The organism is Bradyrhizobium sp. UFLA05-153 (assembly GCF_054185185.1).
Genome location: NZ_JBBIAM010000176.1, coordinates 1 through 14,643, shown reverse-complemented (window position 1 = coordinate 14,643; position 14,643 = coordinate 1). Strand labels below are relative to the sequence as shown.

The following is a 14,643-nucleotide window of genomic DNA, read 5'->3' as shown; positions in this document are numbered from 1 at the left end:
TCCAAGCTTGATCACGATCACTGGAATCCCTGATCGCCATCGCCTGTACCGCTGATCACCATCGCTGGAATACGCACAGATGGCATCGTGCCAATGTGGTATTTGAACCACGAAGAGGAGAGGACGGAAAATTGAAGGATACGGTGATTGGAGTGGATCTGGCAAAGAATGTCTTTCAGCTCCACGGCGCATCGATAACGGGGCACTTGAAGTTCGAAAGAAGCTGTCGCCGCTGCAGTTCGGAAGTTCATGGCGGCGGAGCCGCCGGCAGTGGTGGCGACGGAAGCCTGTGGCAGTGCCCACTATTGGGCACGGGAGATGGTGCAGCTCGGCCATGAAGTGAAACTTATCGCGCCGCAATATGTGAAGCCTTTCGTTTCATCCCACAAGGAATCGAACACACGCATTGACGCGATCCTCGAGGATCCGAACAGCGATCTGCCCGAACTGGTCCGCGAGGAGTGTCGGAGTTTCATTGACCAGATCGGCTACAAAACGGAGCGGATCGATGCCAAGACAGAGCAGCTCGAGAAGTTGGCGGCGCGGACCGGCACAGCGCAGCGGCTGCAGACAACTCGGGGTCGGCCCGCTGACCGCGCTGGCGATCGAGGCTTTCGAACCCGACATGACGAGCTTCAAACGTGGCCGAGACTTTGCTGCTTGGCTGGCTTGGTCCCGCGACAACATTCCTCAGAGGGAAAGGAGAGTCTCGGACGCGTTTCGAGGAAGGATAGGCGGACATTCGCCAGTTACTCATCGTTGGTCGATGTCGCGGCTGAACTACCTGGGGCGTAAGTCGATCCCCGGAGAATCCTGGCTGGCGCAGACGCTAGTGAGAAAGCCGTGCATGCTGGTGGCGATCGCCTTGCCAAACAAGATGGCCCCGACGATTTGGGCCATGCTCACCCGGAAGGAGGATTATCAGCACCCGGCGCGGGCGTGACGGAATGATCGCATGCAGCATGAAATAGCCTGACGTTGGTGAAGGCGGTGCGAGAAGCGGCGACCCGAATGGGCGCAACGATCGAACAGATTAGAGCCAAAGAGCCATCGCGCTCGGAGATGAGAATTGGACCTGATCCGCGGATCACCATACCGGCCAGCGGCTTCTGAAAACGCCGTAAAGGAAGACAGAAGCCAAAAGAGTCAGAGATTACTTGCTTTACGGGCAGCAACCACAGAAGGCTCAGATTCATTTGACGGCCGTCGCCGCGACGAAGGCGTCGATCAGCTTGGCGACCGCCTACCGGATCGAGAGGGATCCGTCGCAGAAGACGGCACCGCGCGGCCGCCGGCGCCCTGACTCGCTTGCTGTCATTTTTGATGAGGAGATCGTCCCGCTGCTCAAGGCCGCGCCCGACATCCGCTCGTGGCCATATTCAAGGGGATCATGCGGCGGCATCGCGACCTGGACGAGGCGGGTGTCGCACGCTGGAGCTGTACATCCGCGCCTGTCGCGTCATTCACGGCGAGGAGCGGGGAGATCATTTTTCGGCAGACACATCGGCCAGGCCGCCTTGGCCTTTCGGATGTCCACCATCACCATCGCCGGTCAGCCGCTCGATCACCGGCTTTATCATTTCCAGCTCGTCTATTCCGGCTTCGAGCACGCCCGTGTCGTGCTCGGCGGCGAGCTTCACGGCGTTGCAGAACGCACTGTGGTCGCTTGGCGGGGGCCGCACGAGCATCGCAGCGACAGTCTATCGGCGGCCTTCCGCAATCTGGACAGGAAAGCGCGCGAGAATCTGACGCGCCGATATGATGAACTGTGCGCTCATTATTGCTTGCGGCCGACCCGCAACAATGGCGGCATCGCCCACGAGAACGGTGCTATCGACGGGCGACTGCATCTTCGGACACGGCATTCGATCTCTGTCCATCTTCGATCGACTCAAAAAGGGGGCCCAGCATCATCTGCCGGCCAGTGCAGCTCCAATCCGCTTGCGAGTTCGACGGAAATGGAAGCGTTGGACCGATTTAACCCTACAGAAATCAGCCGGCACGTTCGTCAGACAGTGCAGTTCGCAAATGCTCAAGACGACCGAGCAGCTGCAGCAGAATGGGAACATTGATGCGAGTCGCCTGGATCTGACTTTTAGGAGCCTCCGGCGGGCATGCCGGAGGCCTACTCGGAGGTCAACTTAGATCCATAGAGCCTTTCTCCTTCTCCTTCCCTTGTTTTGACAGAGACTCACCAGTTGCGCTGAGCGCGCAGCAGGAAGGTCAAGCTGTTCTGATCCTTGAGCTCGTAGACAGTTCCGGGCTTCGCGATACCTGCCTGCGTCGGCAGCGTCACTGTGCTTCCGCTTGCATACTTCTGGTCGAGCATTGTGTAAGCAAGGTCGGCCGTAAACGTCAGGTTCTTGATGGGAGTCCAGTAAGTCGCCACGCCGACCGCTGCATAGTTGAAATCGGGATTACAACCGGCAGCGCCGCTCGACAGCGCAAGGTTTGCGACGAACGCACCGCAGATGTAGCCTTTGGCCGTGTTGTTGTACCGCACAGCAGCCCACGCACCGTAGATGCTCGTGGCCCAATGTGGATCCCAGTTATGGGTGTAACCACCATTGAAGCCATAGGTCGTAGTCAGCTCCTGGCCGACGCCAGTCACGAACACGCTGTCAGAGAGACCGCCGAGCCCGAGGCTCTGGTAGGCGCCCGGCAAGCCGGTGCCGCCGTACATCGCGTAGGTAGTGCTCAGCAGATCTTGAAAGTTGTAGCGAGTTGCGCCGTTGGTGTAGGCAGCCTGGAGGTTGATGGTGTCACCTACGCCGGTCGGGATGTTCTTGATCGACAAGGCCAACTGAGCAGCCCAGCCCCATTTATCCTCCGGATGGCCTGTCGTCTCGGCCGCGCCATAGTAGGCAGCATGGTTGTCATGCGCAGCGACCGACGCCTGAAAAAGTCCCCAAGCCTGATCGACACGAACCATTCCGACGAGGTCTGGCGCTCGCGAACCAGCAAGGTCGTTGGCACCGTACGCACCGGTCGCAAGTCCAGCGGCTGTCGCGCCGCTCACGTTCCAGATGTTTGTCGTGCCATAGGCCACAGGATCCTGGGCCGAGATCGCTGCTATAATACCCTGTCCGAAGTCGGCAGTATACGTGAGCTGGTTCACGCCAGTAACCCAACCGCCGCCACCCGGAAGGCCGTCGAAGAGATTCCCCGGATAGTTCGTCCAAGGGGCCGAGAACTGCGAGACCGCCTTACCCATAGTGAATCCGGCAAACTGGATGAAGGCATGGAAGACACCGAGCGAACCACCACCAATCTGAGAACCGGGCGCCGCCGTGTATCCCGTCGAGCCATTCACGGCAGTTGAGCCGGTCCCCGCATAGGTGCCCGTGATCCACGTGAACACCCCGCTGAAGAAGGTACGAACCAGGCCGTACTCGGTCGCGGTGCGCGTATCGATGGTCAAGGCTTCACGGGATTTAGTGTAGTAGAAGTTGCTGAGGCGGTTCCGCGCGCCAGCCACGCCAGTATTGGCAGCATCATAAACGCTGTTCGTGGCAAAGGCCGTCTCGGCACGCAGATAACCACCCAGCTTGATGCACGTGTCAGTGCCCGGGATGTAGAGGAAGCCGGCACCATATAGCGAGCACACCCTCACGTACTCAATAGCCTTAGCCTTCACAGGAAGATCGGCTGCTTGTGCCCCGGCGCCTGCAAGTATTGCGGCAGAGCCGAGGATAAGACTCTTTGTCAGTTTCATGGATGAACCTCCAAGTTGGAAACGTCGTTTCCGTCTTTCAAAAGATCCGCCGCGAATAGCCTTGCCCCATTGGGGGCAGGCGCTTGACGGAACGACTTCGAGGCGCCCCTCGCTGTCCATCGCCATATAATTTCTTAAATCAATTGTTGCAATAAATTAATTCGGTTGCATGCGTCTTGCCGAAGTGCGTTGCAATTCGGCAACAGTTACTCTAGCAATTTGCATATTCCCAGCGCGCTTTAGCAAAACGAAGCCTCCGGGGGGCATCCCGGAGGCTTCCTTGGAGACCTAACTTGGCCGTCGGATCGATACATCACAAGCGCCACATCAATCTATAGTAAAAATCAATTGAATATGTCAATTGTTATTTTGCATGGTGTCGTGTGCGGCCCCTTTTTCGTGTGCCCTAAAAGCGATACGTAGTCGGCTACGCCTAGCTGCATCATTGAAATTTGGCGGGAAGACCGAAATGGCAGAAGAACAACTCGATAGAGCCGTTACTGATTTCGTTTGGAACATTGTGGAGATCAACTCTCGGCTCGAGGAAATACATAAGAGTTGGGCCCAGATACTGGGAATAACCGAACCACAATGGTTGATCCTGATGGCCATTGACGCACTCGACGAAGGTCGTGGGGTCTCTGGAATAGCGGTTGCGAACAAATTGCGTATCCATCCCGCATTCGTTACCAATCAAACTAAGAAGCTCGAAAGGCTGCACTTCCTGACCCGCGTAACGTCGCCTGACGACGCAAGATTCCTGCAGATGTCGTTAACTCAAAAGGCGCGGGCGGAAATCACGAAGCTGTCAATCAGAAGACAAGCTCTCAACACCACGATTTTTGGCGGACTCGACCAAGAGGCCCTTCATTACCTCAATAAGCGACTAAGCTCGATTGCCAAAAATAGCCGATTGGCATCTCAAAAACTGAGCATAGGGCTAGTGTAGGAAGCGGAATCGAATTATCGACCTCGACTGTATCGATGAATTTTTTTCCTGCCCTGCTGACCGACAGTGATCATAGAGTCCTCCGTGAAGAACGCGGGCGACTGCCGATTTAAGATCTTTTGAGTTGGGACAGATTTGGCGAGCGCCGGATAATGGTGCGCAAGAGTTTAGCGAGCTATGCGGATTCCACTCGATGTCGCCCACCATTCCGGAATGATCTCGCCCACTATTCCGATTTGATGTCGCCCACCGTTCCGAGATGATTTCGCCCACCAATCCGGGATGACATCGCCCGGGGTGAGAAGGCTTCTTGCTCTGATAGGTCCAGCTTTTTCGGCTTTGCGAAGGAGTGGACCTGGATGCCGATGGAGAGGCTTGCGATGCGCCATGTGCGCGATGTGATCAGATTGAAGTCGGCCGGAATGGCGATCCGCGAGATTGCGCGACGAATCGGGATTGCACCCTCAACGGTACCGGCTGACGATCCGCCGGTTCGAGGCGGCAGGCCTGACCTGGCCGCTGCCGAAGAATGTCACGGATGCGGTTCTGGAAGCCCGGCTGTTTGCCGGCGCCGGTACCAATCAAGGCCATCGGCGCCGCGCCGAGCCCGACTGGGCGGCAGTACACCGCGAATCATGTGACGCTGTCGATCCTTTGGGAGGAATACATCGCGGCCGAGCCCGATGGCTATCCGTACAGCCGGTACTGTGAGCTCTACCGTGCCTGGGAAGGCTGTTTGTCGGTCACGATGTCCGTACGGCTGGCGACAACCTGTTCGTAGACTATGCGGGCGACGGCATTCCGGTGGTCGTCGACCGACGCAACGGGAAGCGGCGCAACGCCCAGATCTTCGTCGCTGTGCTTGGTGCCTCGAGTTTTACCTACGCGCAGGCGACCTGGACCCAGGCGCTCGCCGACTGGATCACCGGCCACGTTGGCGCCTTCAAGGCGATCGGTGGTGTGCCGGCGCTGCTGGTGCCGGACAATACAAGGTCGCGGTCATCAAGGCGTGCTTCTACGATCCGCAGATCAACCGTAACTACGCCGAGATGGCGGCGCACTACGGCGCAGCCATCCTGCCGGCGCGGCCGCGCCGTCCACGCGACAAGGCGAGCGCTTCATACTGCACCTCATTCCTTTGATGGCGCGGTGATGGCGGTGAGCTTCGCCGGGCGGGCGCCGCGCCCACCGCAGCCCTTGCGGATCGTCATGCCAGGCGGGATCTCCCACAGGCCACGGTTCAGGCTGTCGGTATAGCATTTTGTGATGAGCCCCCGGCGACCCCACGTATGCACGGCTGTCTCGGAGACGCAGAACTTGGCGGCGATCTCGCGCGTCGTGAGCATACCACGTCGACGCAGTCGCTCATATCGGCTCGCAAGTTTGTAGGCGCAGCGAATGAAGGCAACCTTCTTCAGATTGAACGCCTTTGCCTCCCACGTACGCCATCCGTGATGAATCTCGGCGACTTCGCGATCGCAATGATGGTCAAGAAGACGATCAACCTCGGCGACGAGTTCAGGTTTGAACTTGCGGATCTGGGCGATAGGTAGCGGCCGTTCGAGCACCAAGGTGCGCGTGGCGCCGCCAGATAGGCGCACATGGGCCGTAATGGTTTGCGATTTGATTAAGGTTACGTCGTCGATGAGCAGACGCACGATGCGCTTGCGCTCGCGGGAGTCAACTCGCGGATCTTGCCAGATCCGCGGAAGCTGCTCGGCGAGGTCAAGGATGCGTCGCTGGACTTCTGCGTTGAGTGCCGCAGCCTGCTGTTTGCTCCGGCGCTTGTAGTCTTCGGCGGCATCGGCATGACGGCGCAGCTTGTCGTTCCATTCGGCCTCGAGTGAATCGGCGACGAGTCGGTTGTCGGGATCAACCTTCATGTAACGTCGACGCGCAAGCTCGGCTTCATAGCGCATCCGCTCGACATGCTGGCGACGCGCTGCATCGGTCTCTGCGGCGCGCGCCTCAAGTTCGCGCTGCACCTCAAGGGTGACGGCCAGCGTCATCGGCGTCATCAGCTCGATCATCAGGTCTGCGATCCCCGCATCGACGATCTTCCCGGGAACCGTTTGGCAAGTCCATCCCGCGCGGCGTATCGCGTTCGCCTGGCACAGATAGGTTGGGACGGTCCTGCCGTGCTCCTGGCTGTAGCGCACACCCATGCGTTCGCCGCACAGGCCACAGACCACGCGACCTTGGAGGAGCGCCGGTCCCGACCGCCGCTCGCCACCGAATGCACGAGCGTTGTCGGCGAGCCGCCGCTGGTTGGCCTCGAAGCGCTCCCAGTCGATGTAGCCCGGGTGCATCCCCGGCATAACGAACTGCCAATCGGCCCTGGCCACCTTGACGACACTGGTGCCACCATCGGGCCGGCGCCGTATGCGCGTTCGGCCATACACAAAAGCGCCGGCGTAGCGCGGATTGTGGAGCACCTGCAGAACGCGCGCATGGTGGGGCGCCGCCCACAGGAGATCACCCTTGTTCGATCCTGTCCGGAGTCGGCGCGGGAACAGCAAACCTTGCTCCCGGAAGAAGCGCACTGTCTGCATCGCACTTCCGGTCTGCTCGAAGATATCGAACACGAGACGGATTGCGTTCTGCACCTGGAGGTCGGGATCGAGGCCGATCGTCCGATCATTCCGGTAAACCAGCCCGACCGGAGGGCGCATCTCGAGCTCGCCGCGACGGGCCTTGTTGAGCTGACCACCACGCATGCGTGCTTTGAGGATGTGCAGCTCGGCTTCGCTCATCGTACCTTTGAGGCCGAGCAAGAGGCGATCGTTGAAGCTGGCTGGATCGTAGATACCATCTTCGTCGAGGATGAGCGTCGCCGTCAATGCGCAAAGCTCGATGAGCCGGTGCCAGTCGGCCGAGTTGCGCGCAAGGCGCGAGACCTCCAGCCCCATGACAATACCGGCCTTGCCGAGCGCCACCTCGCTCACCAGTTGCTGGAAGCCGTCGCGTGCTGTCGTACTTGAGCCGGACTTGCCGAGATCGCGATCGATGACGTGAATGCGCTCGACCGGCCAGCCGGCCACAACTGCTCGATCCCGCAACCCATATTGGCGCTCCGTGCTCTCGCCGTGCTGGGCGACCTGGCGAAGGGTCGATTGCCGGACATAAAGGTAAGCGTCGCGCTTGAGATGGTCGGCAGTGACTTTAAGCTCAGGCATGGAAGGGCTCCATTGCGATGGCGACGAGGATGCCGGCGATGAGGCGCGTGACGTCGCTTGTCGCGGGCGACGGATTGTCTGGGGCAGAGTGCGTGAGCCGATGGTCGTAGCAGGCCACCTCGGTATCGACCTCCTGTCCGCGTGCTCGGATCCACGCTGCCAATCCCCGTCGACGAAGAATGGTGAGACCAGGGCAGGCCGTGAACTCGGCACGCAATGCGGCGGCGCGTAGCTTCTCGTAGCTGTCCGCTGCGTCCGCAGGCGCGACGATCAAGCTGGGCTGAGTCGTTTTTTTTTGCGCGCCAGCGCCCGCTCCAGGCTGCGTCGGTGCACCTTGACCCCGAACCGCGCCTCGATCGCATCGAGGCAGTGCAACGTCGTCAGTTCGGGTCTTGCTGCTTTGAGAGCGGCGACGAACGCAACGACCTCGGCGGAGACCTTGTGGCCGCCTTTGGGGCCTCGCCGGTTCGGCAAAAGGCCGGCAAGCCCGGCGGTCTGCAGGGCGCTCTGCGCCTTGTAGAAGGTCGGCCGCGTGACGCCGAATATCTCGGCGGCCTCGCTGATCGCAACGCCGTCGACCTGGTGACGTCGCACCATCTCGTAGCGCACCTGCACCAGGTCCTTCGCATCGAAGAATGGGTTGCTGACGAACGAGGGGTCGCGGACGGCTTCCGGATTTGGATTGAGGACGCCCTCTTGCGCCAGCGCCTCGCTCTTCGGATCCCGCTTCTTCGCCCTGGCCATGCTCGGCCTCAATCTTACGTAAATATAAATACGCCTCTATATGTTGAGCGTCAATGGAGATGTCGACGCTATATGAAGATTTATAGCCGCTATCGACGTAGTAATACGCCGCGCCGCGTCGGCGGCATGGCGTTATTATCTTTACACATGCGGCGTATTTATATTTACGCATCGCTGGCGCCCATGCTCTCCGCGAGTCGGTCCAGCGCGTCACAAAGCGCCAACAGGTCAACCACGCAAAAGGCTGCTCTACCCGCAGCGATCAGCCGGAACTCATCGGGTGGATCGATATCGGTCCAGGCGCTCGCGATCGTGCAAAGTCGACCGTTCTGGCCCTTATAGACCACCCGGTCTTCACCCCAATGACGGCGCCGACAGATCAGCTCGAACTTGCGACCGCAAAGCGGATGGAAGGGATGCGTGATCCGCACCTTTTGCTGGGTCGTATCCGCATGACCTGCAGTCGACAACTTTTGCCAAGGTCAAGGTCGAGCAGGCGGTGCTAATCGTCGAGCGCTGGCTCATCGGCCGGCTGCGCCATCGCGTCTTCTACAGCCTGGCCGACGTCAACGCGGCGATCGGAGATCTGCTCCAAAGGCTCAACGAGCAACGGCCGATCCGGCGGCTCGGCGTAACGCGCCGGCAGTTGCTCGAGGAGATCGACCGGCCGGCGCTCAAGGCCTTGCCAGCGGCTCCTTACGTCTTCGCCGAATGGCGCATCCGGCGCGTCAGCATCGATTATCACGTCGAAGTGGAGGCCCATTACTACAGCGTCCCGCATCGCTTTGCCCGTGCCGAGGTCGAGGTGCGGCTCACGGCCCGCACCGTCGAGATCTTCCACAAGGGCGAACGGATTGCCGCCCATCAGCGCATGAGCGGCAATCACAAGCACACCACAGTTCCTGAACATATGGCCTTCAGCCATCGACGCTATGCCGGCTGGACCATCGAGCGCATTCGCCAGGACGCCGCCGCCATCGGGCCCGCCACTTTGGGACTTTGCAATCTCATTCTCGCTGAGCGGCCGCACCCTGAGCAGGGCTTCCGCGCCTGTCTCTGCATTCTCCGGCTCGCCTGATCCTATGGGCGCGAACGGCTCGAGGCCGCGGCGGTCCGGGCCGTCGACATCGGCGCGCGCACCTACGGCGCGGTCAAATCGATCCTCGCCAAAAATCTCGATCGGCGTCCTGCTCCCAGCGCCCCGCAGACGAAGATCCTGCATGCCAACATCCGCGGGCCGCGCTAGGAGAACAAACGTTGCTCACCCATCCGACTCTGGATCAGCTCCATGCGCTTGGTCTGCACGGCATGGCCAAGGCCTTCGTCGACATCGAAGCCACCGGTGACGCCGCAAGCCTTGGCCACGCCGAGTGGCTCGCGCTGTTGCTCGACCGCGAAGCTTCCGTGCGGCGCGACAAGCGCCTCGCTACGCGCCTGCGCTATGCCAAGCTGCGTCAGCAGGCCTGTCGAGATGTCGATTACCGCACGCCGCGCGGTCTTGACCGCGCGCTTTTTGTCAGGCTCGCCGAAGGCCATTGGATCGATGAACATGCCAATCTCCTGATCTGCGGCCCAGCCGGCGTCAAGAGCTGGCTCGCCTCAGCGCTTGGCAATAAGGCCTGCCGCGACAACCGTTCCGTGCTCTATAAGCGCGTGCCACGACTGTTCGCCGAACTCGCCCTGTCGCGCGGCGACGGCCGCCATCAACGCCTGCTGCGCGGCCTCGGCCGCGTCGAGCTCCTGGTCCTTGACGATTAGGGCTCGAGCCCCTCGACGCCGGCGCCCGTCAAGATCTCCTGGAAATCCTTGAAGATCGCTATGGCCGCCGCTCCACTATCGTCACCAGCCAGTTCCCCGTGGACCAATGGCACGCCGACGCAGTGCTTGATCGCCTGGTCTACAACGCCTACCGCCTCGATCTCGGCGCACCCTATCGCGGCAAAGCCCGAAGGCCTGAGACTCGTGATCTGTGGACCTGTCTCTTATACACATGATGTGTATAAGAGACAGCTCCATTAGAGATGCCAACGATCGGCGACTGAACAGCGTGCGGCCGGGCCTTTGCCGTGGTGCTTCACCATATCCTCCACCGCGGTCACGGGCGACGATTGCGATCGTGGGATGAGAGAGACAGCTTGGCGGTCGCGGGATCACGATCCGGCAGCAACGTCACGATTCGGTGCCTTTCCAGGTTCCAGAGATGATTGGCGTACCGGTGATTGTTGATTGCGATCGTAATCGCCGGGTCAACCCGGTCGGCCATCTCAAATTCGTGGCAGCTCGAATTTTGGAACGTTGCCAACATCAATTCCGGCTGCCTGAGCCTTTCTAAGGACGTCCATGGCAGTCCGAACAATCGCGTAGCCCACTAGCCTCGTTGACTTGTACCGAACCGCGGCCTCGCCGCGGGCGGTGGCCTCCGCCGCGAAGGATACTATGTCACGCGCCTCATCGATCTCATCCTGCGATGGCGAGTAGATCTCATTGATGACAGGGATATGGCTAGGGTGGATCGCCGACCCAAACGTTGCGCCTATGCGCTTCGATTTTTCGCCGATTCGCCGCACTAACTCGAGGTCGTCCAATCTCGCAGTCATGGCGCCTTCGACTTGTATAATCCCGGCGGCGCGAGCCTGCAGCGCGGAATAGGCTCCAAAGTAAATGCACTCATCGGTCGGATCATTGAGCTGCAAGCCGAGCGAGCGAGCTGAGTCTCCACCTGGGAGTGGGTCACAAGCAGCACCGGCCCGCTTGACTCGCTGGGAGGCCATGCAGATATCGTAGAACTTGTACATGCCCACTGCAGTTTCCGCGTGCGGACAAATCTCGATCCGGCCGACCGGCAGCCCCCGCGACCTCTCCAACTCCCCAAGCACAAGGTCAAGAGCGGCAATATCTTCCGGATCTTCAGTCTTAGGCAGCGCCACCCCATCGAGACCATCGATTACAACCGCGTTAAGGTCGTCTAGCAGACAGCCTGTTCGCCACCCATTGAGCCTCACGAAGCGCCCGAAGGAGCCGGTGCATAGCTCCTTGATAGCTCCCGCGACTGTGGTGCGAGCTTCAGCTTTCTGACCAACCTCGACCGAGTCTTCGAGATCGAACATCAGGGCATCCGGTCCATATTTGGGCGCCTTTAACATCCAGTCGAGTTTGTATCCAGGGACGAAAAGCATCGAGCGATACCAGCGAGCTTCTCGAAATGTCTGGGGCATAGTTTCTTCCTCGTTCGGGACTTGCATTTCTAACGCCGCGTGAAGGTCAGAGCCTCTTGCTGGCTCGGGGACGACCGCTGAGGCTTGGTTGTTGTTTACATATCTGAATTGCCCGCGCACCTACCTTTCCTAGTGGGCTGACATCGGGGCGATCAAGATCGGCGGAAGCAGCTTGCGTAACCTTGTCTAAGCCGCTGCGCGATCCGAACGGTCACTGCGACCAACCAGTCGCCGCCGTTAGCATGGCGCCACCGGCGTGGAGTTATGCTGACGGGACTGTCAGTTGGTCGGATGCCTGGCCCTCGGTCGCTGCAGACCGACGCGGCGGGTCTACTGCGGGAAGGCCGCTCGCCTTCGGAGCGGGTTCCGACCCCCGATAGAAATCTCAAGTTAAAATCGATGGCTGCGCGAATTTGCAAGGCAATGGGAATTGCGCTTCCCGCCAAGATTGGTAGGCGGACCAGCTTCCTTTTTGCGGTATTGTTGATCGTCGAGGGCGAGGGCTCCTAGTTGGTGGCAGCAATCTCCGTGCCACGCGCCGAATCGGGGAGTGCGTTTGGGAAGCATGAGTCTATCTAAGAACCCGCCATGTGCTGCCCCAATCTCAACGTGATCATTGAACTCGATATTCCCATCAATCAGTTCATGCTCGAAAGTAAGATATTCCCGTTGTAGATGTAGTCACAAGTCACTTTGTTGTTCTCGTCGTTGGATCAGAGATAGCTCATGAGCAGAATCAATCACCCGAGTGGCGGCGATCAGTCCCCGTCAAAGGATCTTTACGAAATTGGGGAGATTCCCCCATCGGGTTACTCACCGAGACAAATGTATGCTTGGGTGATACGCCGGGAGCGGCATGGAGACCCCGAGCTTGCAATGCGAGTGGAGGTGGTTGATACGCCCGGGATAGGTCCAGAGGACGCTCTGGTTATGATTATGGCAGCTGGGGTGAACTACAATGGCGTTTGGGCCGCTCTTGGGCAGCCGGTCTCACCCTTCGATGTGCATCGCCAATCGCACCACATCGCCGGATCTGATGCTGCAGGAATCATTTGGGCGCTTGGGAACCGCGTAAAGGGCTGGAAAGTCGGCGACGAGGTCGTTCTCCATTGCCATCAGGATGACGGGGACGATGTCGAGTGCAATGGCGGTGATCCCATGTTCTCACCATCTCAGAGAATTTGGGGTTACGAGACTCCCGACGGATCCTTTGCGCAATTCGCACGTGTTCAAGCGCGACAACTGCTACCACGGCCAATGCACCTAACTTGGGAAGAGAGTGCCTGCTATACACTTACCCTGGGTACTGCATATAGGATGTTGTTTGGTCACGCCCCTCACGTTATCCGACCAGGTCAAAATGTTTTAGTGTGGGGTGCGGCTGGCGGGCTTGGTTCGATGGCAGTGCAACTAATAACCGTGGCGGGCGCCAACGCAATCGGCGTGGTTTCTGATGAGGGGAAGCGCAATTATGTGATGTCATTGGGGGCCAAAGGCGTCATAAACAGGAAGGACTTCGACTGTTGGGGCCCACTCCCCGACGTCGATGAGGTCGCTGCGTACGTTGACTACATGAAGAAGGTGCGCCGCTTTGGAAGAGCTATTTGGGAGATTACAGGGAAGGGCAATGACGTCGACATTGTCTTCGAGCACCCAGGCGAAATGACATTTCCCGTCAGTTGCTTCGTCGTGAAGCGAGGCGGAATGGTTGTCTTCTGTGCTGGGACCTCAGGCTACAACCTTACATTGGATGCGCGCTTTATCTGGATTCGGCAGAAACGAATCCAGGGCAGCCACTTTGCCAATCCACATCAAGTGTGGGAAGCGAATCGGCTTGTTGCCGAACAGCGTTTGAATCCCTGCCTATCAGAAGTCTTCACGTGGTCCGAAATTCCGCGTGCACACAGCAAAATGTGGAGGAATGAGCACCTGCCTGGCAACATGGCGGTACTTGTCCAAGCAAGCGGTGTAAGGTAGCTATCAGAGGCGCATTTGCAGAGTCCGTAAAAGTCCGAGCGGGGCATGTGCCAAATCCAGGCCCTACGAGTCGATAGCGTGGAAGTCGGCATTGGCTTCCTGCGTGCCCTGCCCCGTCGCGTTTGACCAATGGTTTCGGCAATGCAGACGAGTGATTGACTGATACTGGGATCTGCGATGGAGAATGCGTTTCCAGCTTCGGTCTCGAAGGAATTACTTGGGCTGCGGAAGTTTGATGTAGGTCCCTGACCAGCGGCAGTGCTGCCCGGCCCGCATCGGAAAGGCGAGGAGCCGTAGCCGATGATGCACGAACACGGGAAGTCAGCCCCCGGCGTAGTAGCTGTAAAACCGACGAACAAGGCCCGGGCGACCGGCTGCGGAGCCTGTGGAACCAAGGGCGGGGGCCAAGGGGAATGCGGGCCAACAAAACGCGCCCCGGGCATAGGACCGGGAAAGTGCGTCAAATGCGCTGGACCGCGTACGACGAGTCGCAAGGGAAAGGAAGGAGAAGTTTACCTCGCTCTTCCACCACATCAGTATCGAGCTGCTCAAAGAGGCGTTCTATGAACTTAAGAAGAATGCCGCACCCGGAGCGGACGGGCTGACGTGGCAAGAGTACGAGATAGTGTAAGTAGACGTTGGCGAGGAGCAGTGAGATCGCCGAGCCTCGACCGGTCGCCCTGTCACTGACAGTCACGCTCCCTCTTCAAGGACACCCGCCTTGATTGACGCGCGGCTCTCATCCTGATTGTCGCGCCATACTGGTGGGCGATAATGATCTTGAATTCTTAGATGGATGCTCGACATGACCAATCTTGTGGCTGATCTGACGGCAATTCTTGGACCGAATAGGATTCGTACCGGCGA

10 protein-coding genes and 6 pseudogenes are annotated in these 14,643 nt (G+C 59.2%); 8 read left to right on the top strand and 8 right to left on the bottom strand.

All coding sequences use genetic code 11. The annotated features are described in order from the left end of the window. Positions 1 to 17: 17 nt before the first annotated feature. Positions 18 to 185, bottom strand: coding sequence for a hypothetical protein (locus tag Q2941_RS47290; RefSeq protein WP_458196898.1), 168 nt, complete (start codon positions 183 to 185; stop codon positions 18 to 20). Between Q2941_RS47290 and Q2941_RS47285 the strand changes: the two are divergent. The 3 genes and pseudogenes from Q2941_RS47285 to Q2941_RS47275 form a co-directional block, all read left to right on the top strand. After that, a pseudogene (locus Q2941_RS47285) lies at positions 132 to 382 on the top strand (IS110 family RNA-guided transposase); the annotation flags it as partial. The gene Q2941_RS47290 and the pseudogene Q2941_RS47285 sit on opposite strands and share 54 nt — an antisense overlap. Positions 383 to 625: 243 nt before the next feature. Beyond that, positions 626 to 943, top strand: coding sequence for a hypothetical protein (locus Q2941_RS47280; protein WP_458196897.1), 318 nt, complete (start codon positions 626 to 628; stop codon positions 941 to 943). A gap of 214 nt (positions 944 to 1,157) precedes the next feature. Next, positions 1,158 to 1,862, top strand: a pseudogene (locus Q2941_RS47275) (IS21 family transposase); the annotation flags it as partial. A 329-nt stretch (positions 1,863 to 2,191) separates the two neighbouring features. Here the strand turns inward: Q2941_RS47275 and Q2941_RS47270 are convergent. After that, positions 2,192 to 3,715: a porin gene (locus Q2941_RS47270; protein WP_458196896.1), complete on the bottom strand. Its 1,524-nt coding sequence runs from the start codon at positions 3,713 to 3,715 to the stop codon at positions 2,192 to 2,194. A 469-nt stretch (positions 3,716 to 4,184) separates the two neighbouring features. Between Q2941_RS47270 and Q2941_RS47265 the strand changes: the two genes are divergently transcribed. Together Q2941_RS47265 and istA are read left to right on the top strand one after the other, a co-directional pair. Continuing rightward, the gene (locus tag Q2941_RS47265; RefSeq protein ID WP_458196895.1) at positions 4,185 to 4,664 is read left to right on the top strand and encodes a MarR family winged helix-turn-helix transcriptional regulator; all 480 of its coding nucleotides are present in this window, start codon (positions 4,185 to 4,187) and stop codon (positions 4,662 to 4,664) included. 380 nt (positions 4,665 to 5,044) lie between these two features. Beyond that, a pseudogene (istA, locus tag Q2941_RS47260) lies at positions 5,045 to 5,776 on the top strand (IS21 family transposase); the annotation flags it as partial. 18 nt (positions 5,777 to 5,794) lie between these two features. On the opposite strand, the gene Q2941_RS47255 reads toward istA, so the two are convergent. From Q2941_RS47255 to Q2941_RS47240, 4 genes are all read right to left on the bottom strand, one after another. Further along, positions 5,795 to 7,840 carry a recombinase family protein gene (locus tag Q2941_RS47255; RefSeq protein ID WP_458196894.1) on the bottom strand — a complete coding sequence of 682 codons (2,046 nt, stop codon included), beginning with the start codon at positions 7,838 to 7,840 and terminating at the stop codon, positions 5,795 to 5,797. Then, on the bottom strand, positions 7,833 to 8,114 hold the full coding sequence (locus Q2941_RS47250) for a hypothetical protein (protein WP_458196893.1): 282 nt from the start codon (positions 8,112 to 8,114) through the stop codon (positions 7,833 to 7,835). Before Q2941_RS47250 ends, Q2941_RS47255 begins: the two co-directional genes overlap by 8 nt. Further along, positions 8,111 to 8,584: a helix-turn-helix domain-containing protein gene (locus Q2941_RS47245; protein ID WP_458196892.1), complete on the bottom strand. Its 474-nt coding sequence runs from the start codon at positions 8,582 to 8,584 to the stop codon at positions 8,111 to 8,113. The genes Q2941_RS47250 and Q2941_RS47245 overlap by 4 nt, the downstream gene beginning before the upstream one ends. 164 nt (positions 8,585 to 8,748) lie before the next feature. Beyond that, the gene (locus tag Q2941_RS47240; RefSeq protein ID WP_458196891.1) at positions 8,749 to 9,015 is read right to left on the bottom strand and encodes a DUF5372 family protein; all 267 of its coding nucleotides are present in this window, start codon (positions 9,013 to 9,015) and stop codon (positions 8,749 to 8,751) included. Positions 9,016 to 9,062: 47 nt separating this feature from the next. On the opposite strand from Q2941_RS47240, the pseudogene Q2941_RS47235 reads away from it, so the two are divergent. Both Q2941_RS47235 and Q2941_RS47230 read left to right on the top strand, forming a co-directional pair. After that, positions 9,063 to 9,830, top strand: a pseudogene (locus Q2941_RS47235) (Mu transposase domain-containing protein); the annotation flags it as partial. 11 nt (positions 9,831 to 9,841) lie between these two features. Next, positions 9,842 to 10,578, top strand: a pseudogene (locus tag Q2941_RS47230) (ATP-binding protein). A gap of 24 nt (positions 10,579 to 10,602) precedes the next feature. Here Q2941_RS47230 and Q2941_RS47225 read toward each other — a convergent pair. Next, positions 10,603 to 10,805, bottom strand: a pseudogene (locus tag Q2941_RS47225) (ISL3 family transposase); the annotation flags it as partial. Positions 10,806 to 10,848: 43 nt separating this feature from the next. Further along, positions 10,849 to 11,919 carry an HpcH/HpaI aldolase/citrate lyase family protein gene (locus Q2941_RS47220; RefSeq protein WP_458196890.1) on the bottom strand — a complete coding sequence of 357 codons (1,071 nt, stop codon included), beginning with the start codon at positions 11,917 to 11,919 and terminating at the stop codon, positions 10,849 to 10,851. A gap of 606 nt (positions 11,920 to 12,525) precedes the next feature. On the opposite strand from Q2941_RS47220, the gene ccrA reads away from it, so the two are divergent. Continuing rightward, on the top strand, positions 12,526 to 13,776 hold the full coding sequence (gene ccrA / locus Q2941_RS47215) for a crotonyl-CoA carboxylase/reductase (RefSeq protein ID WP_458196889.1): 1,251 nt from the start codon (positions 12,526 to 12,528) through the stop codon (positions 13,774 to 13,776). Positions 13,777 to 14,643 lie beyond the last annotated feature (867 nt).